The sequence below is a fragment of the Flavobacterium tiangeerense genome, assembly GCF_007830355.1.
Taxonomy (GTDB): Bacteria; Bacteroidota; Bacteroidia; order Flavobacteriales; family Flavobacteriaceae; genus Flavobacterium; species Flavobacterium tiangeerense.
Genome location: NZ_VLKO01000007.1, coordinates 187,504 through 204,690 on the forward strand (window position 1 = coordinate 187,504; position 17,187 = coordinate 204,690).

At 33.6% G+C, this 17,187-nt stretch carries 20 protein-coding genes; 14 read left to right on the forward strand and 6 right to left on the reverse strand.

Annotated features, from left to right (window positions below):
* The first annotated feature begins 147 nt into the window (after positions 1-147).
* Complete coding sequence (locus IQ05_RS09645; protein ID WP_144892413.1) at positions 148-684, forward strand: hypothetical protein; 537 nt, start codon at positions 148-150, stop codon at positions 682-684.
* A 63-nt stretch (positions 685-747) separates the two neighbouring features.
* On the opposite strand, the gene IQ05_RS09650 is transcribed toward IQ05_RS09645, so the two are convergent.
* Positions 748-1,098 (reverse strand): 4Fe-4S dicluster domain-containing protein, encoded by a 351-nt coding sequence (locus tag IQ05_RS09650; RefSeq protein ID WP_144892415.1) that lies wholly within the window; start codon positions 1,096-1,098, stop codon positions 748-750.
* Positions 1,099-1,237: 139 nt separating this feature from the next.
* Here IQ05_RS09650 and IQ05_RS09655 point away from each other — a divergent pair, with 139 nt between their 5' ends.
* The 6 genes from IQ05_RS09655 to IQ05_RS09680 all read left to right on the forward strand — a co-directional run bounded on the left by IQ05_RS09655 (position 1,238) and on the right by IQ05_RS09680 (position 6,050).
* Entirely contained in the window at positions 1,238-2,299 is a 1,062-nt protein-coding gene (locus tag IQ05_RS09655) for an acyl-CoA reductase (RefSeq protein ID WP_144892417.1), read from the forward strand.
* A gap of 92 nt (positions 2,300-2,391) precedes the next feature.
* Positions 2,392-3,462, forward strand: coding sequence for a 3-phosphoserine/phosphohydroxythreonine transaminase (serC, locus tag IQ05_RS09660; protein WP_144892419.1), 1,071 nt, complete (start codon positions 2,392-2,394; stop codon positions 3,460-3,462).
* Positions 3,463-3,576: 114 nt separating this feature from the next.
* Positions 3,577-4,527 (forward strand): D-2-hydroxyacid dehydrogenase, encoded by a 951-nt coding sequence (locus tag IQ05_RS09665; RefSeq protein ID WP_144892421.1) that lies wholly within the window; start codon positions 3,577-3,579, stop codon positions 4,525-4,527.
* 94 nt (positions 4,528-4,621) lie between these two features.
* Entirely contained in the window at positions 4,622-5,185 is a 564-nt protein-coding gene (locus IQ05_RS09670; protein WP_144892423.1) for a DUF937 domain-containing protein, read from the forward strand.
* 95 nt (positions 5,186-5,280) lie between these two features.
* Positions 5,281-5,715, forward strand: a complete 435-nt coding sequence (locus IQ05_RS09675) for a DUF6146 family protein (RefSeq protein ID WP_144892425.1) — start codon at positions 5,281-5,283, stop codon at positions 5,713-5,715.
* A gap of 32 nt (positions 5,716-5,747) precedes the next feature.
* Positions 5,748-6,050 carry a DUF6787 family protein gene (locus IQ05_RS09680; protein WP_144892427.1) on the forward strand — a complete coding sequence of 101 codons (303 nt, stop codon included), beginning with the start codon at positions 5,748-5,750 and terminating at the stop codon, positions 6,048-6,050.
* Between the two features lie 24 nt (positions 6,051-6,074).
* Here IQ05_RS09680 and IQ05_RS09685 read toward each other — a convergent pair whose 3' ends face one another.
* Together IQ05_RS09685 and msrA are read right to left on the reverse strand one after the other, a co-directional pair.
* Positions 6,075-6,374, reverse strand: a complete 300-nt coding sequence (locus tag IQ05_RS09685; protein ID WP_144892429.1) for a hypothetical protein — start codon at positions 6,372-6,374, stop codon at positions 6,075-6,077.
* 47 nt (positions 6,375-6,421) lie between these two features.
* Positions 6,422-7,069 (reverse strand): peptide-methionine (S)-S-oxide reductase MsrA, encoded by a 648-nt coding sequence (msrA, locus tag IQ05_RS09690; RefSeq protein WP_144892431.1) that lies wholly within the window; start codon positions 7,067-7,069, stop codon positions 6,422-6,424.
* A gap of 144 nt (positions 7,070-7,213) precedes the next feature.
* Between msrA and IQ05_RS09695 the strand changes: the two genes are divergently transcribed.
* From IQ05_RS09695 to IQ05_RS09705, 3 genes are all read left to right on the forward strand, one after another.
* A complete protein-coding gene (locus tag IQ05_RS09695; RefSeq protein ID WP_144892433.1) occupies positions 7,214-7,897 on the forward strand; it encodes an ABC transporter ATP-binding protein in 684 nt (227 codons plus the stop codon).
* A gap of 173 nt (positions 7,898-8,070) precedes the next feature.
* Complete coding sequence (locus tag IQ05_RS09700) at positions 8,071-8,835, forward strand: TIGR02757 family protein (protein ID WP_144892435.1); 765 nt, start codon at positions 8,071-8,073, stop codon at positions 8,833-8,835.
* Between the two features lie 109 nt (positions 8,836-8,944).
* Entirely contained in the window at positions 8,945-10,294 is a 1,350-nt protein-coding gene (locus IQ05_RS09705) for a DEAD/DEAH box helicase (protein WP_144892437.1), read from the forward strand.
* Positions 10,295-10,341: 47 nt separating this feature from the next.
* On the opposite strand, the gene IQ05_RS09710 is transcribed toward IQ05_RS09705, so the two are convergent.
* Positions 10,342-11,457, reverse strand: a complete 1,116-nt coding sequence (locus IQ05_RS09710; RefSeq protein WP_144892439.1) for a lactonase family protein — start codon at positions 11,455-11,457, stop codon at positions 10,342-10,344.
* Between the two features lie 180 nt (positions 11,458-11,637).
* Here IQ05_RS09710 and IQ05_RS09715 point away from each other — a divergent pair, with 180 nt between their 5' ends.
* The 4 genes from IQ05_RS09715 to IQ05_RS09730 are packed head-to-tail and all read left to right on the forward strand — an operon-like array spanning position 11,638 to position 15,826.
* Entirely contained in the window at positions 11,638-13,569 is a 1,932-nt protein-coding gene (locus IQ05_RS09715; RefSeq protein WP_144892537.1) for a vWA domain-containing protein, read from the forward strand.
* A gap of 16 nt (positions 13,570-13,585) precedes the next feature.
* Positions 13,586-14,839 (forward strand): dihydroorotase, encoded by a 1,254-nt coding sequence (locus tag IQ05_RS09720; protein ID WP_144892441.1) that lies wholly within the window; start codon positions 13,586-13,588, stop codon positions 14,837-14,839.
* Between the two features lie 4 nt (positions 14,840-14,843).
* Positions 14,844-15,173: a hypothetical protein gene (locus IQ05_RS09725; protein ID WP_144892445.1), complete on the forward strand. Its 330-nt coding sequence runs from the start codon at positions 14,844-14,846 to the stop codon at positions 15,171-15,173.
* A 5-nt stretch (positions 15,174-15,178) separates the two neighbouring features.
* Positions 15,179-15,826: an alpha/beta hydrolase gene (locus tag IQ05_RS09730; protein ID WP_144892446.1), complete on the forward strand. Its 648-nt coding sequence runs from the start codon at positions 15,179-15,181 to the stop codon at positions 15,824-15,826.
* A gap of 45 nt (positions 15,827-15,871) precedes the next feature.
* On the opposite strand, the gene IQ05_RS09735 is transcribed toward IQ05_RS09730, so the two are convergent.
* Positions 15,872-16,372: a hypothetical protein gene (locus IQ05_RS09735; protein WP_086454178.1), complete on the reverse strand. Its 501-nt coding sequence runs from the start codon at positions 16,370-16,372 to the stop codon at positions 15,872-15,874.
* A gap of 11 nt (positions 16,373-16,383) precedes the next feature.
* Positions 16,384-17,148, reverse strand: a complete 765-nt coding sequence (locus IQ05_RS09740; RefSeq protein ID WP_144892447.1) for an MBL fold metallo-hydrolase — start codon at positions 17,146-17,148, stop codon at positions 16,384-16,386.
* Between the last annotated feature and the right edge of the window lie 39 nt (positions 17,149-17,187).

A 17,187-nucleotide genomic window follows, 5' to 3' on the forward strand; every position in this document is an offset into this window, starting at 1 on the left:
CAAAACATACTATTAACGATTAATAAATTTTCATAAAGGAAAATAGTAACTAGTGTAAATTATACAATTTATCCTGGAAATTTCATAACAACTTATCTCTGTTATCATTGTAATTTTACCTCATATTAATATTATAAATAAATAATTATGAAAACGATACTTATTGGTGCTATTGCACTATTATTTTCAGTGAATAGTCAAGCGCAAATCAAAAATGTAAAATCCGAGGTAAAAACAACGGTTACAACAATAAAAGATTCAAAAGGAGAAAAACAATTGGTTAAAACTCAAGAGGTAAAAGAAACTCAAAATATTGAATTGAAAGATGCTGAGTCTAATGCTTTGAATAAAGAAATAAAACAAACTCCTGTACAGGTTACAGCCATTACTGCAGTAACAGCAAATGGAGTTACAAATATTGTAGACGTAGACAGATCTGCTTATTACAACTACAACGGACAAAAATACCAAGTTAGTCTAGCAGAAACAGGTTATAACATGTACCTGCCTAATAAGGAAAAGGCGGCTGTATTAAGAAAAACTTCAAATAACAATTATATTTACAGTACTAAAAGCAAAACCTCTTTTGGATACTTTAATGCTGATGGAAACTTAGTTTTAGAATCTTATGATCCAGCAACAGATAAAATTACATCTGAAATTTTTGAAATGATCAAAGAATAACAAAAATAGTATTGCATAAAAAAACCTGAGATATCTCAGGTTTTTTTTATTTAAAATCAATACTTATTCGTTGTGTAAAAATGCTTGCCTGTTTAGCAATGTTTCATCACTTTCTACATGTGCTTCATCTGGAATACAACAATCTACAGGACATACTGCAGCACATTGCGGTTCGTCATGAAATCCTTTACACTCCGTACATTTACCAGGAACGATATAATACACTTCGTCAGAGATTGGTGTTTGTGCCTCGTCAGAATCAATTTCAGTACCGTCTGGCAAAATTACTTTACCTTTCAGTTTTGTTCCGTCCTTGTATCTCCAATCATCAGCTCCTTCATATATTGCAGTATTTGGGCACTCAGGTTCGCAAGCTCCACAATTGATACATTCGTCTGTTATAATAATTGCCATCTTTTTAATTTAGGAATTAAGCAAATAAGATTTTCGAGTATAAGAATCTATGATCTTTCGTCTTTTAATCTTTTTACTATACTTTTTATAGCTTATTTTTGTGCAAAATTACAATCAAAACTATTCATAAGCAAACATTATGACATTAGAAACAAAAAAAAATGTTTTTGTTGAATTAGGGAAATTTTTAAGCCAATTTTCTGAAAACAATACTATAAAAAGCCCAAATGTTTTGCACAACGAAACATTTTTTGATGCTTTTCAAGAACTTATTATCCTATCTCAATCACACAATGGCTGGTACACTCCTGAAAATGTATATTTTTCAATTCAATCTTGGTCTAAAGCATTAACAGCAGAAAACCTTGATCAATGGCTTTCTGCCTACACTCTAGAGAATCAAAATCCAAAAAATATTGCATTAGTACTAGCAGGAAACATTCCTCTAGTTGGGTTTCATGATTTTTTATCGGTTGTAATAACTGGGAACAATGTCATTGTAAAAACATCATCAAACGACCAACATTTACTGCCTTTTTTAGCTAAATATTTGATTGCAGTCGCTCCTCCATTAGCGAATACTATTCGTTTTGTTGAGGGTAAATTAGAAAACTTTGATGCAGTTATCGCCACGGGCAGCAACAATACAGCAAGGTATTTTGAGTATTATTTTAAAGACAAACCGTCTATTATTAGAAAAAGTAGAAATTCAGTAGCGGTTTTGACTGGTACTGAAAATAAGGAGGAACTAACTGCTTTGGGAGAAGATATTTTTAGGTATTTTGGTTTAGGATGTCGTAATGTATCTAAACTTTTTGTACCAAAGGGATATAATTTCGACACCTTTTTTGAAGCCATTTTTGAATATCAAGATGTCATTCATTATGAAAAATACGCTAATAATTATGATTACAACAAAGCGGTTTTCTTGATGAGTAATTTCAAGTTGCTTGACAATGGCTTTTTGACTATAAAAGAAGATCAAAGCCATGCCTCACCTATTTCTAGTGTTTTTTATGAATATTACGAAGACTTACCTGCACTACAAACAAAGTTAGATTCTGAAAATGAACTACTTCAATGTATCGTTTCTGGTGGTTGCATTGAAAATAGTATTTCGTTTGGACAAACTCAAAATCCGCAATTATGGGATTATGCAGATAACATAGATACAATTTCATTTTTACTAAATATAGCCTAAAATAGGGGGCAATTATTCTTGATTAATTAGCTATTTTTAAGCTCCTATTGTCGAAATTTGCATTTTAATTTTTTTTGGAAATAACTACACACATGAAAAAACACAACTACAGCGCAGGACCTTGCATTTTACCCCAAGAAGTTTTTGAAAAATCAGCACAAGCGATATTAAATTTCAATGATTCTGGATTATCTCTTCTAGAAATGTCTCACAGAAGCAAAGATTTTGTGGCCGTTATGGATGAAGCTCGAGCACTTGTTTTAGAATTATTAGGCCTTGAAGGCAAAGGCTACCAAGCATTATTTCTTGCAGGTGGTGCTAGTCTAGAATTTTTGATGGTTCCTTACAACTTGATGAAAGAAAATGGAAAAGCCGCTTACCTGGATACAGGAACGTGGGCTGCAGCTGCGATAAAAGAGGCACAACTTTTTGGAGAAACTAGCATCATAGGTTCTTCTAAGGAGCAAAATTACAATCATATTCCAAAAGGATACAATATACCAGAAGATGCTGATTATTTTCACTGCACAAGTAATAATACCATCTTTGGTACCCAAATGAAGAAGTTTCCAGAAACTAACATCCCTCTTGTGTGCGATATGAGTTCTGATATTTTTTCAAGAGTATTGGATTTTTCAAAATTTGACTTGATCTATGCTGGAGCTCAAAAAAACATGGGACCTGCAGGAACCACATTGATTGTTGTAAAAGAAGAAATTCTAGGTAAAACTGGTAGAACTATTCCTAGTATGCTGGATTATACCAAACATATTAAAGCAGAAAGTATGTACAACACACCTCCTGTTTTCCCTGTTTACGCTTCTTTATTGACTTTACAATGGTTAAAAAACTTGGGTGGAATTGCAGCCATTGAAAAAATAAACAATGCTAAAGCGGCTTTATTGTATGCCGAAATTGATAGAAATCCATTATTTAAAGGAGCTGCTGCGGTTGAAGATCGTTCTAATATGAATGCTACGTTCTTGTTGAATGATGAAGCACATGCCGCAACCTTTGACGCTTTGTGGAAAGCTGCAGGAATTTCAGGATTACCAGGTCATCGTTCAGCAGGTGGTTACAGAGCTTCTATGTACAATGCATTACCATTAGAGAGCGTTCAAGTACTGGTGGATGTAATGCAGGCTTTGGAAAAGGCAATTTAAAAATTAAAATATTGAATGATTTAAAGATTTAAAAAATCAATTTTTAATCAATCACTACAATACACAATATAGATTGAATCTTTAAATTTTTCAATCCTTAAAAATAAAATAAAAATGAAAGTATTAGCCAACGATGGAATTTCAAAAAGTGGAATTCAAGCTTTAGAAAAAGGTGGTTTTGAAGTTATAACAACAAAAGTAGCGCAGGAACAAGTGGCTAATTTTGTTAATGAAAACAATGTTAGTGTAGTTTTAGTAAGAAGCGCTACTAAGGTTCGTAAAGACATTATTGATGCTTGCCCTGGCTTGAAAATTATAGGTCGTGGAGGCGTAGGAATGGATAATATTGATGTGGATTATGCTAAAAGCAAAGGAATTGCAGTGATTAATACGCCTGCTTCATCATCAGAATCTGTGGCAGAGTTGGTTTTTGCACATTTATTTTCGGGTGTTCGTTTTTTGCACGACTCGAATAGAAACATGCCCCTTGAGGGCGATACCAACTTTGACGGGCTTAAAAAAGCATACGCAAATGGTATTGAACTTAGAGGCAAAACGCTTGGAATTGTGGGCATTGGCCGTATTGGTCAGGCTACGGCAAAAATGGCGCTTGGACTTGGAATGAAAGTTATTGCTGCAGATAGTTTTATTCCTCAAGTAGATGTCACGGTATCTTTTTTTGACGGTCAATCTATTACCACAACTATTGTTTCGCAATCTTTAGAATCAGTTTTTAAAGAGGCTGATTTTATTACGCTGCATGTGCCTGCGCAAAACGGTTACATTATTAGTGATAAAGAAATTGCTAGCATGAAAGATGGTGTGGGAATTGTAAATTGTGCCCGTGGTGGTGTAATTGACGAGGTTGCTTTACTTAAAGGACTGGATAGCGGAAAAATATTGTTTGCAGGATTGGACGTTTTTGAGAGTGAACCAACGCCTGAGATGGCAATATTAATGCACCACAAAATCTCACTAACACCACACATAGGTGCAGCTACAGGTGAGGCACAAGATAGAATAGGAACTGAACTAGCCCAACAAATTATAAGTATTTTGGGATAAGTTTCATTATAAATGAAATGCATAAAAGGGATTTATTTTAAGTAATAAATCCTTTTTTTTCATTAGATTTGATATCTAAACAAAACCAAAACCTATGTTAGAACAATTAACACAATTAGCACAACAGTTTGGAGTCGAGTCAGTTGTTAAAAACGATGCCATACCAAACGAACAAAACGAGGCAGTTATTGAAGAAGCAAGTAGCTCCATTTTTTCTGGTTTACAGAAAATTGCTTCTGAAGGAGGAGTAGAACAATTGGCTTCTTTGTTTCAAGGAGACAATGCTCAAAACGCTTCAAATCCTGTAGTTCAAAAACTTACTGAACAACTTACTGGTAACCTTGGAGAAAAATTTGGTATCAATGCAGATACCGCATCAGGTGTTGCTGGAAGTTTGATTCCTAAAATCCTTGGCTCATTGGTAAATAAAGCAAAAGATCCTAACGATAGTAGTTTTCAAATCTCTGATATCATTGCAGCTATATCTGGAGGTGGAGCTCAAGGATCTGGAATCATGGATGCTATTTCAAAATATGGAGGACAATTTGGTTTAGATCAAAATGCTGATGGAAAAGTAGACATTAGCGATGCAATGGCAGCCGTATCTGGTAAAGGTGGTGGACTAGGCGGAATTCTAGGCAAACTATTCGGGAAATAAAAAACATTAAAAATCACCTACTTAGGTGATTTTTTTTTGTTAAATGGTTTTAAAAAAAGAGAATATAGTTGTAAATTTAAAGTAAAATTTCGATTATGAAACGTAGTTTATATATATTAGGAATAGTCGCGCTCATCATGTACAGTTGTGCTACAACTACTCCATTTACAGCTGTAAAAAATCCGTCAAATAATTCTACTAATGATACCGTAAGAATAGCAAATGAAGAACTCGAATACGAGGTAATTATAATAGAACCTGGCTTTAATTCTTGGCTCAATGCTACAGCTTTGCCTAGAAATTATTACTCTCAGGCTTTCTTAGAAACTAAAAATAGGTTTTATATAACCGAGTGGAACAACCGTGTTTTGCAACCACAGCGTTTTAATCCCAATTTATATGAAATGACGATAAATTATGACCCCACTATTAATTATGGGTATGAAGTAAATTATTTGATATACAACTACATGATTTTTTTCCAAAACACGTACAAACAAAAACTTTTTGGTTTTGTACCCCTGAGATAATCTCACTACATTTGTATTCATTATAAATAAAAATGAACAAACTCAAACAACGTTGGGGAATTGAAACAAATTTCCAATTCATAATAATTCTAATTGTTTTTGCTATTACGGGATCAGCATCAGCTTGGTTATCTAAACCGTTTTGTACGTGGCTAGGTATAACAAAAGATTCTTTGGGATATTTGATAATTCCTGTTCGCTTGATATTAATATTTCCTATATACCAAGTACTGCTAGTTTGTATTGGTTTTATATTTGGGCAATTCAAATTTTTTTGGGCATTTGAGAAAAAAATGCTGAAAAGATTAGGACTCGGATTTCTTTTTAAATCATAAGTAGTACCATAAAAAAATGCCTCGTTAAGAGGCATTTTTATTTTTTATTAAATACGTGTATATCCACGTTAAGGTAAATGTGGGAATAAAATCAGTAAACGGTATAATTTCTTCAAGAAAAGTTACCACTCCTCCTACTTTACCTATTTTACCTTTATACATCCAAGTCATTAAAAAAACTGCTAATGGCGCCCAAACTACATCTGAAAATTCTCCCAAAAGAGGAATGGTAAAAGAAAGCATCCCAATAGCATCAAACAATATTCCCAACAAAAAATTTCTTGTTTTGTTATTTGCTTCATCATTAGCAACAGGTTGTATCATAAGTATTCAATTTATATTTATTGAACAATATACAAATCTAATGCCAATTATTTCTTAAGCTTTCCTTGATACATTTTCTTCAACTTATCAATTTTTGGAGTAATTACATAACTACAATACCCTTGCGTTTTGTTTTGGTTGTAGTAATTTTGATGGTAGTCTTCAGCAACATAAAATTTTGTGGCAGCTGATATTTTAGTAACAATAGGTTTACCAAAAGTATTTTCTTGCGTCATCAAGGCAATGTAATCCTGTGACAACTGTTTTTGAGTATCATTGTGATAAAAAATTTCGCTTCGGTATTGCGTCCCTACATCAGCACCTTGACGGTTGAGCGTGGTAGGATCATGAGTGGCAAAAAATATCTCAAGTAGCTCTCCAAAACTTATTTTCTTAGGATCAAAAGTTATTTCAATAGCTTCGGCATGTCCCGTTTCTCCAGTAGAAATGTCTTTATAGCTAGGATTTACGGTATTTCCACCAATGTAACCTGAAACTACTTTACTCACTCCGTCAAGCTGTAAAAATACTGCCTCGGTACACCAAAAACAACCTCCTGCAAATGTTGCAATCTCTAAATTTCCTTGTTTTTCCATATTTTTTGATTCTAAACTTTTAGGTACAATTACGTTTTTTTCTTTGGCACAAAATGAAAAGGGCAAAAGGGCGATCATCAATCCAATTATTTTTTTCATATTTCAAATTTTAATCAAAGTTATTTATTATCAAACACCTTAGACCTATTCTTAACTAAAGTTTATCGTTTGTCAAACTGAAAAATTAATGACTTCCAATTCATAATACTTAAAATCTTTGTTTCTTTGTAAAAACAGAATAAAATGATAGAAGTCAAAAATATACATAAATACTACGATAAACTACATGTACTTAAAGGAGTAGATTTGCATATTAAAAAAGGAGAAATTGTATCTATTGTAGGGTCATCGGGAGCAGGAAAAACAACACTCTTGCAAATTTTAGGCACCTTAGACAAACCCAATACTATACCCAACACAGATATTCAAAAAACAACTACCTCCTTATTCATCAATGGTCAAGACATTTTGACCATGAATGACAAAGTTTTATCTACTTTCAGAAATTTAAATTTAGGATTCATATTTCAGTTTCACCAACTACTTCCTGAATTTACTGCACTTGAAAATGTTTGCATTCCAGCCTTTATTGCCAACAAACCAAAAGGTGAAACAGAGCAAGAGGCAAAAAAATTATTAGACTATTTGGGTCTTTCACACCGCATAAATCATAAACCAAATGAACTTTCGGGTGGAGAGCAGCAACGCGTAGCCGTGGCACGAGCACTAATCAACAAACCAGCGGTTATTTTTGCAGATGAGCCTTCAGGAAACCTTGACACCACATCGGCAGAGAATTTACATCAGCTTTTCTTTAAACTAAGAGACGAATTCGGACAAACATTTGTGATTGTAACTCATAATGAAGAACTCGCTAATATGGCCGACAGAAAACTAGTCATGGTGGATGGTTTGATTAGTAATTAGGAGCTTTTTAGCTCAGCTGAATCTTCGATGTCCAGCTATCCACTGTATTCCCGATCAAAAAAACTACGGCCGAAAAAGCCTTGTTTTTTAAAATCGGGAGATGCCGTTCCTATCTGGGCAATGAACAGCCGTTACAAACACACTCTTTCTTATTATACCTTTCCTACCTTATAATGACTACAACAGAATTAAAAGAATTTCTAGACGACAAAGTTTTACAATACAATACCTTAGATTTCATAGAAAGTGATCCCGTTCAAATTCCGCATCTTTATTCACAAAAAGAAGATGTTGAAATTGCTGGTTTTCTAAGTGCTACCATTGCGTGGGGGAATCGTAAAATGATAATACAAAATTCGCATCGCATGCTGGACTTAATGGGCAATGCACCTTATGATTTTGTGATGTCACACACTCCAGCTGATTTAGAACGGTTAAATACATTTGTTCATCGTACTTTTAATGGTCAAGATTTCATTGGATTCATCCAATCTTTACAAAACATCTATTCCCATCACGGTGGACTAGAAACGGTTTTTGCCAAAAATCAAGAACCTCATTCGATGCAAAATAGCATTTCCGAATTTAAAAAAATCTTTTTTTCCATCCCTCATCTCGCTCGAACTCAAAAACACGTTTCAGATCCTTTGAACAATTCGGCAGCAAAAAGAATCAACATGTATTTAAGGTGGATGGTTCGAAATGATAAAACTGGCGTTGATCTGGGTATCTGGAAAAACATCTCAACGGCTTCCCTATCTTGCCCGCTTGATGTACACTCTGGTAATGTGGCTAGAAAACTGGGGTTGCTTACTCGAAAACAAAATGATGGAAAAGCTTTAGCAGAATTAGACGCTAAACTTCGCGAATTTGATGCACAAGATCCTGTAAAGTATGATTTTGCCTTGTTTGGATTAGGAGTTTTTGAAGGTTTTTGAAACGTTTACCAAAACGCATGTATACCTTCACCGGTAACAAAAAGACTGTAAATTAGCACATTTGCTTGATTACTTTCAAAAAGACTATCTTTGCAAAAAATTAAAGCAAATGACTACTTTTGAGCAATTCAATCTTCCTAAATCCGTACAGAAAGCGATCGATGATTTAGGATTTACAACACCTACCCCTATTCAAGCAAAAACGTTCTCAGTAATCATGTCTGGTAGAGATATGATGGGAATTGCGCAAACGGGAACTGGTAAAACATTTGCTTACCTACTTCCTTTACTCAAATTATACAAATTTACTCCTGGCCATACTCCTAAAATAGTGATCCTAGTACCTACGCGCGAACTTGTAGTGCAAGTGGTGGAAGAGGTTGAGAAATTGACAAAATACATGTCGGTTCGTACTATTGGTATTTTTGGTGGTGTAAACATTAATACACAAAAAACTACCGTTTACCAAGGTTGCGACATATTAGTTGGAACACCCGGCCGAATAATGGACTTAACATTGGATAACGTAATCCGATTTGAGGAAATGCAAAAACTCGTAATTGATGAGTTTGATGAAATGCTTAATCTAGGTTTTAGAACCCAACTTACTGCAATTTTGGCAATGATGCCAAAAAAACGTCAGAACATTCTTTTTTCAGCCACCATGACTGATGAAGTAGATGCTATTTTGAATGATTTCTTTGATTATCCAGAAGAAGTTACATTATCTGCGTCAGGAACTCCGTTAGAAAACATTACACAAATCACCTACAACGTTCCTAATTTTAACACGAAAGTTAATTTATTAAAACACTTATTATCTACCACACCAGATATGAGTCGCGTTCTTGTTTTTGTGAACAACAAAAAAATATCCGATTTACTACACGATCGCATAGAAGAAGATTTTGATGGACAGTTTGGTGTCATTCACTCTAATAAATCACAAAACTATCGTTTGAGCACCATGGCCTCTTTTCAAGAAGGAAACTTAAGAGGTTTGATTACAACAGATATTATGGCAAGAGGTTTAGATATCTCTAATATAACACATGTTGTCAATTTTGAAATACCCGAATTACCGGAATTGTACATGCACAGAATAGGTAGAACTGGTCGTGCAGATGCTACAGGTACTGCAATCAGTTTAGTTGCTCCGCGCGAAGAGGAGTTTAAAATTGAGATAGAACTCCTGATGGATATGGAACTTACTATTGAAGCATTCCCAGAAACTGTTGAAGTATCCTCAAAATTAATTGAGCCTGAGAAAGAAAGACAACCTATTAAGTTTTTGATGAAAAAACAAAAACTAGCCGGTGATGGTGCTTTTCAGGAAAAAAGCAAGAAAAATAAAAAGGTAAATCTTGGAGGACCTGGAATTACTAAGAAAAAAACACACGGATCTGTTAATAGAAACATGTTGAAGACCAGAGATAAAAAACGAAAAGATAAAAAATAAATTACTTAAAAAGGGCTACTACAACAGCCCTTTTTAGTATAATACATTTACTTATTATCTGTAAAAACAAGACAAACAGGCGCACACAATTCTATTTTTTTGCCCGTATTGGTTAGCGTGCCCGTTTTTTTATTTCTTTTAAAAATAATTACATCATTTGAATATTGATGCGCAATAAGTAAAAAAGCTCCAGTAGGATCTATTGCAAAATTACGCGGTCCTTTTCCTAATGTTGAAACATGCTCCACTAATTTGAGATTACCATTAAGATTGGCTTTAAATATTGAAATGGTATTGGCATCGCCACGATTAGTAGCATATAAAAACTTTCCATCAGGAGAAAAATGAATATCTGCAGCTGTAAAATTTCCTTTGAAACCTCCTGCTAATATAGACGTTTCATCTCTTTTAACTAGTTTACCCTCTTTATAACTGTACACTGTAATCATACCACTAAGCTCTTGCAGAACGTAAACTAATTTGCCATTTTTACTAAAAGTTAAATGCCGTGGTCCACTTCCTGCTGTTACGGAGATGCTATCTTTTATTTGCAGTACATCGGTTTTTGCAAGTGGATCGTAACAATAGGTATAAATCTTGTCATTTCCCATATCATTCGCCAAAACAAATTTTTTATCAGGTGAAAAAGAGACCATGTGCACGTGAGGCGCTTCTTGGCGTTTGGGATTCAATCCTTTTCCGTAATGTTGAATGACTTGTTTGGCTTCTTGGAGCGTACCGTCACTATTTTTTTCCAAAACACTGATTGAACCTCCAGAATAATTTGCTACAATGACGTTTTTGTCATCATTAATAATATAACAAGGATCAGCACCCATAGCACTTTGCTTATTTAATAACTGAATAGCGCCGCTAGAAGTATTGTAATTAAAAGCACTAATTGTACTTTCTTTTCCAAATTCATTAACAGAATACACGAAATTATTTTGACTGGATACGGTTAAAAAACTTGGATTAACTGTCTTATCAGTTGCGTTTTTGTAACTGAAATCTCCATTTGAAGTATCAAAGTCATAAACATAAATACCTTTACTGTCGCAATTTTGAGTATAGGTTCCAATTAATAAATTGAATTTCTTATTCTGCGCTTTGACCGTAACACTAAAAACAAGGAGTATCAAGAAAACTAAAGATTTTTTCATTGTGTAAAAATTTGCAATAAGGCTAAAATAAAGATTAAATGCACGCAAATGTAAAATTATTTATTATTCAAAATTTACCAAACGTGCTGATAAACTGTCAACAAATTTGTATTTTTGATTCCATTATCAACAATGAAATCCATTGGAGTTTTAACACATTCTAGTCAATACCATCACAGTATGCATTTTAAGCACCCTGAAGTTTTATATTTTTTATTCCTTTTGCTCATACCAATATTGGTTCATCTTTTTCAATTGCGAAAGTTTAAAACGGAACTTTTTACAAATGTTCGGTTTTTAAAGGCACTCACCATTCAAACTAGAAAAAGCTCTAAAATAAAAAAATGGCTTCTTTTAACATGCAGATTGTTACTATTGACATGTATTATCATTGCTTTTGCTCAGCCTTTTTTTTCCTCAAAAGACAGTAAAAATAAAAACAATGAACTGTTTATTATTTTAGATAATTCCTATAGCATGCAGGCTAAAGGAAAGAAAGGCGAACTATTAAAAAGAGCTGTTCAAGAACTGCTTGAAGAAACACCAGAAAATATTACATTTTCATTATTAACAAATTCTGAAAACTTTTGGAACACCGATATAAAATCAGTTCGAAGTAATTTACAAAATTTAAAATACAGTTCTGAGGCATTCAATTTAGATAATATTCTAGCTAAGGTAAAAGCTCATAAATCCCCGTATAACAAAGATGTTGTAGTCCTTACAGATGGATTATCTATAACAGAAAAACAGGTAAAAACTAGCGATCAAAATATGAATCCTCTATTAATACTTTCAGAAGCGGAACAAAAAAACAACGCATCTGTAGATAGCGTGTACATCAGTAAAACGGTCGAAAGTTTCTATGAAATTACGGTTCAAGTCACTGGCTATGGCGATAAATTTCCTGATGTTCCAATTTCCATTTTTGACAATAATAAATTAATTGCAAAAACTACTGTTGACCTAGATAGCAAGAAAAAAAATATCACTTTTACCATCCCGAAAAAATCATTTCATGGATATATATCTATTCAAGACAATGGTCTTGCTTATGATAACATCCTTTATTTTAGCATTTCGAAAAATAAAAAAGCAAATGTAATTAGTGTAGGAGAGCCATCAAAAAGTAATTTCTTAACCCGAATTTACACTCCTGATGAATTTGTGTATAAAAACTATTCTTTAAGCACACTGAATTACAACAGTATAGAGCAGCAGGATGCTATTGTTTTAAATGAATTGAATGAAATACCTCAAGCCTTAGCAACTACTTTAAAATCGTTTGTGTCAAAGGGCGGACACGTTGTTGTAATTCCGTCATTAGAAAGTTCAATCGAAACGTACAACGCATTTTTCAAAAATTTTGGTACACTTTCATACAGTCCATTAGAACAAACCGAAAAGCAAATTACTAAAATCAACTTTAATCATCCCATTTTCAATAATGTATTCGAGTCGAAAATAACCAATTTTCAATATCCAAAGACCAAAATATCCTATCCTTTAAGTAGTTCGAGTCCCGCAGCATTATCTTATGAAGACCAGAGTCCATTTCTCACATCCTTAACAAACTCGGTAGCTACAGTAGCCGTATTTGCATCACCTTTAAATCTTGAAAATTCTAATTTTCAGCAGTCGCCATTGATTGTACCTACGTTTTATAAAATGGTGATTAACAATCAAAATAACGGAGTTATTGCATATACCATAGGAAGTAATTTACCTCACATTACAGATGCAGCTTTACAAAAAGACGCTATTGTAACCATTAAAGGAACCGAGGAGCAATTTATTCCCATTCAACAAATCTTGAGTACTAAGGTTAAAATGACTTTTAATGGTTACCCAAAACAAGCTGGAAATTTTAGTGTTTTCTCCAAAAAAAATTGGATCGAAAATCTCAGTTTCAACTACGCAAGATCAGAGAGTGATTTAATTAAAAACAATGATAACGTACTAGCTGATTTGAACCAAGAATCATCTATTACATCATTCTTTAATGCTTTACAAACAAACCGAACCGATAACCAAATTTGGAAATGGTTTGTTATATTTGCACTACTATTTCTACTCTTAGAAATGGCAATTCTCAAATTTGTCAAATCATAAAAAAAGTTCCTTAAATATGAAATTAATTATCCGAGATGCAAAAATTATTGACCCTAAAAGTTCATTTCATAACACCATTTCAGATCTTTTAATAGTAGATGGATACATTCAAGAAATAGGAACTAATCTTGAAAATCCAGATAAAATTCAAGAAATTAAACTAGATAATTTACATCTCTCCCAAGGCTGGTTTGACAGTAGCGTATCTCTTGGAGAACCCGGTTTTGAGGATCGAGAAACCATACTTAACGGGCTGCAAGTAGCGTCAAAAAGCGGATTTACAAGCCTTGCATTACAACCTAACTCCTATCCTGTAATTGACAATCAATCCCAAATACATTTTGTAAAAAGCAAAGCAACGCAGACTGCAACGCAACTCTATCCCATAGGTGCTATGACAAAAGAAAGCGCAGGAAAAGATATTGCCGAATTATATGACATGAAAAATGCTGGTGCAGTAGCCTTTGGTGATTATAATAAAAGTACAGAAAATGCCAATTTACTAAAAATTGCATTGCAATATGTTCAAGATTTTGATGGTTTGATAATTGCTTTTTCACAAGATGAACATATTAAAGGTAATGGAGTTGCAAATGAAGGAATTATATCAACTCAACTTGGGTTAAAAGGAATTCCAAATTTAGCTGAAGAAATCCACACTGCTAGAAATTTATATTTACTAGAGTACACAGGAGGAAAATTACACCTACCTACTTTATCTACTGAAAAATCTATAGCATTAGTTAAGGCCGCTAAATCAAAAGGCCTTCAGGTCAGTTGTAGTGTTGCTGTACACCACTTAGTACTCACTGACGAAAAACTACAAGAATTTGACACTCGATTTAAAGTTTCACCACCATTACGAAACGAAAGTGACCGTCAAGCTTTGCTCAATGGAGTCCTTGATGGAACAATAGATATGATTACTACCGATCATAATCCGATAGATATTGAACATAAAAAAATGGAATTTGATGGAGCAAAAAATGGTACTATCGGCCTTGAAAGTTGTTTTGGTGCCCTAATGACCGTTTTACCACTTGAAGTAGTTATTGAGAAATTAACTTCTGGTAAAAAAACCTTTGGTATACCCGAAGAAATTATTGCAAAAGGTGCAAAAGCAAATCTTACACTGTTCAACCCTAATTTTAAAAGTGTTTTTAGCAAATCATCCATTTTATCAAAATCAAAAAACTCCGCATTTCTGGGGACTGAACTGAATGGAAAAGTCTACGGAATTATCAATCAAAACCAATTAATTTTAGCTTAAAAAAATGAATTCAAACCAAACCGAATCTGGTAAAACAGCCGCTATAACAAGCTACATTTTAGGAATTGGCGTTTTTATAGCCATGTCCATGAATTCCGAAGATAAAAATGAATTTGCGTCATTTCACATCAGGCAAGGATTAGGAATCACACTAACTTTTATTTCACTCGGTTTGATCATAAGTAACTTTGATAGTTTAATGATCTCAGCGCCCATGTGGATCTTTACATTTGTATTGTGGTCATACGGAATTACAAGCGCAATAAAAGGAGAAACAAGACCGGTACCTCTGTTAGGTACGTATTATCAAAAATGGCTTTCAAATATATCTTAAAAACAATGGCATTATCACTTGAATACAAAATAAGAGAACCCAAAATAATTTTAGACAAAAACCCACTTTTGTTACTCCTACATGGTTATGGAAGTAATGAAGCTGATTTATTTTCATTTGCCGAAGAACTTCCGGAGCAGTATTATGTAGTTTCAGCCAGAGCTCCGTATGACATGCAATACGGAAGCTACGCTTGGTACGCCATCAATTTTGATGCTGATGAGAATAAATTTTCAGATCACGATCAAGCCAGGATATCTAGAGATGTTATTGTTCAATTTATAGACGAATTAACCGCAACTTATCCCATTGATGCGCAAAATATTGCTTTGATTGGCTTTAGCCAAGGAGCAATTTTAAGCTATGCTGTTGCTTTATCTTACCCTGAAAAAGTGCAGAAAATCGTTGCTATGAGCGGGTATTTCAATGCAGAGATTATTAAAGACGGTTATCAAAAAAACAATTTTGATACTTTAAAAATATTTGCATCACATGGAACCGTTGATCAAGTAATACCTATTGATTGGGCAAGAAAAACACCATCAGTGATGGAAACTTTAGGCATTAACACTACCTACAAAGAATATCCGGTGGGACACGGTGTAGCACCACAAAACTTTTATGATTTCAAGAATTGGTTACTTGAAAATTAAATAAAAAAGTCGCAGTTAAATTTAATTTCAACTGCGACTTTTTTTTTATTTCTGATACAAGAATGATTGATTTACTTCAAATGAAATGCTTTCATCATCATTCACAAAGTATTTCAGTAAAACTTCTCCCCAAATTTCTCCATCGCTATAATCAGCAATAATCCATCTGTGATTTAAAATTTTCACTTTGTTAATGATAAACTTATTCGCTCCTATTTGATCTTGACCTGTATAAGGATTCCCTTTTGGGTTGGCATTAAAATCCAAAAGTTTTTCAGTGACAAATGGAATTAATTTTTCATATTGAATCATTTTATCATTCGACCCAGATTCAAAATAATTTTGTGCATTTTCATTTTTTTCTAATGAAAAGTAATTAGCACTTTGCAACTCATTTGATAATAATGCAATGCTATCTCTCAATTTTTTAGTGGTTTTATCGTAACGCTTTTGTTCAAATGCAACCTCTTTACTTAAGAACATGTACGTAAAAATAGTAGACAAAACTGCGAGAATAGTCAAATACAATAAGAATGATTTTTTCATTTTTAGTTTAATTAAATTATAATTTCCAAATTGTCATAAGCAAGATACACGTTCTCAGGAAGTTGTTTTTCGACCTCTTCATGAAAGCCCAATACATGACTAATGTGTGTGAGATATGCTTTTTCTGGTTGCACCAAATTTATGAAATCTAAAGCTTCTTTCAAATTGAAATGTGTATCATGCGGCTCTTCCCGCAAGGCATTGATCACTAAAACCTTTAAATTTTTCAATTTTAAAATCTCCTCGTTACTGATTGTTTTCACATCTGTTAAGTACGCAAAATCATCCATTCGATACCCAAAAACCTGCAAACTACCATGAAGTACATCAATAGGAACAATTCTTTTTTCACCCAGTACAAAGGGATGATTATTGATGACCTCTATTGTTTTTACAGAAGGTGCTCCTGGATATTTATTGATGGTTTCAAAAACATAAGCAAAACGCTCCTTAAGATTATTAATCACTCGTGTATGAGCATAAATAGGAATCTCTCCTTGTTTAAAATTAAAAGGTCTAATATCATCCAGTCCTGAGGTATGATCTGCATGCTCGTGAGTAAACAAAATAGCATCTACTTTTTGACAATTAGACACTAGCATTTGCTGCCTAAAGTCAGGACCACAATCAATAACGAAAGAATAGTCATCCCACGATATCCAAACTGATACTCGCAACCTTTTATCTTTAAAATCAGTGCTCTTACACACGGGATGATTACTCCCTATAACAGGTATGCCTTGAGAGGTGCCCGTTCCTAAAAAATATACTTTCAATTCAATAGATTTTATTTGCAAAAATAGGGTTAATTATCT

Excerpts from the sequence above, each read along its gene's own strand:
- IQ05_RS09645 (WP_144892413.1), top strand. The coding sequence starts at position 148 with ATGAAAACGATACTTATTGGTGCTATTGCACTATTATTTTCAGTGAAT.
- IQ05_RS09650 (WP_144892415.1), bottom strand. The coding sequence starts at position 1,098 with ATGGCAATTATTATAACAGACGAATGTATCAATTGTGGAGCTTGCGAA.
- IQ05_RS09655 (WP_144892417.1), top strand. The coding sequence starts at position 1,238 with ATGACATTAGAAACAAAAAAAAATGTTTTTGTTGAATTAGGGAAATTT.
- serC (WP_144892419.1), top strand. The coding sequence starts at position 2,392 with ATGAAAAAACACAACTACAGCGCAGGACCTTGCATTTTACCCCAAGAA.
- IQ05_RS09665 (WP_144892421.1), top strand. The coding sequence starts at position 3,577 with ATGAAAGTATTAGCCAACGATGGAATTTCAAAAAGTGGAATTCAAGCT.
- IQ05_RS09670 (WP_144892423.1), top strand. The coding sequence starts at position 4,622 with ATGTTAGAACAATTAACACAATTAGCACAACAGTTTGGAGTCGAGTCA.
- IQ05_RS09675 (WP_144892425.1), top strand. The coding sequence starts at position 5,281 with ATGAAACGTAGTTTATATATATTAGGAATAGTCGCGCTCATCATGTAC.
- IQ05_RS09680 (WP_144892427.1), top strand. The coding sequence starts at position 5,748 with ATGAACAAACTCAAACAACGTTGGGGAATTGAAACAAATTTCCAATTC.
- IQ05_RS09685 (WP_144892429.1), bottom strand. The coding sequence starts at position 6,374 with ATGATACAACCTGTTGCTAATGATGAAGCAAATAACAAAACAAGAAAT.
- msrA (WP_144892431.1), bottom strand. The coding sequence starts at position 7,069 with ATGAAAAAAATAATTGGATTGATGATCGCCCTTTTGCCCTTTTCATTT.
- IQ05_RS09695 (WP_144892433.1), top strand. The coding sequence starts at position 7,214 with ATGATAGAAGTCAAAAATATACATAAATACTACGATAAACTACATGTA.
- IQ05_RS09700 (WP_144892435.1), top strand. The coding sequence starts at position 8,071 with ATGACTACAACAGAATTAAAAGAATTTCTAGACGACAAAGTTTTACAA.
- IQ05_RS09705 (WP_144892437.1), top strand. The coding sequence starts at position 8,945 with ATGACTACTTTTGAGCAATTCAATCTTCCTAAATCCGTACAGAAAGCG.
- IQ05_RS09710 (WP_144892439.1), bottom strand. The coding sequence starts at position 11,457 with ATGAAAAAATCTTTAGTTTTCTTGATACTCCTTGTTTTTAGTGTTACG.
- IQ05_RS09715 (WP_144892537.1), top strand. The coding sequence starts at position 11,638 with ATGCATTTTAAGCACCCTGAAGTTTTATATTTTTTATTCCTTTTGCTC.
- IQ05_RS09720 (WP_144892441.1), top strand. The coding sequence starts at position 13,586 with ATGAAATTAATTATCCGAGATGCAAAAATTATTGACCCTAAAAGTTCA.
- IQ05_RS09725 (WP_144892445.1), top strand. The coding sequence starts at position 14,844 with ATGAATTCAAACCAAACCGAATCTGGTAAAACAGCCGCTATAACAAGC.
- IQ05_RS09730 (WP_144892446.1), top strand. The coding sequence starts at position 15,179 with ATGGCATTATCACTTGAATACAAAATAAGAGAACCCAAAATAATTTTA.
- IQ05_RS09735 (WP_086454178.1), bottom strand. The coding sequence starts at position 16,372 with ATGAAAAAATCATTCTTATTGTATTTGACTATTCTCGCAGTTTTGTCT.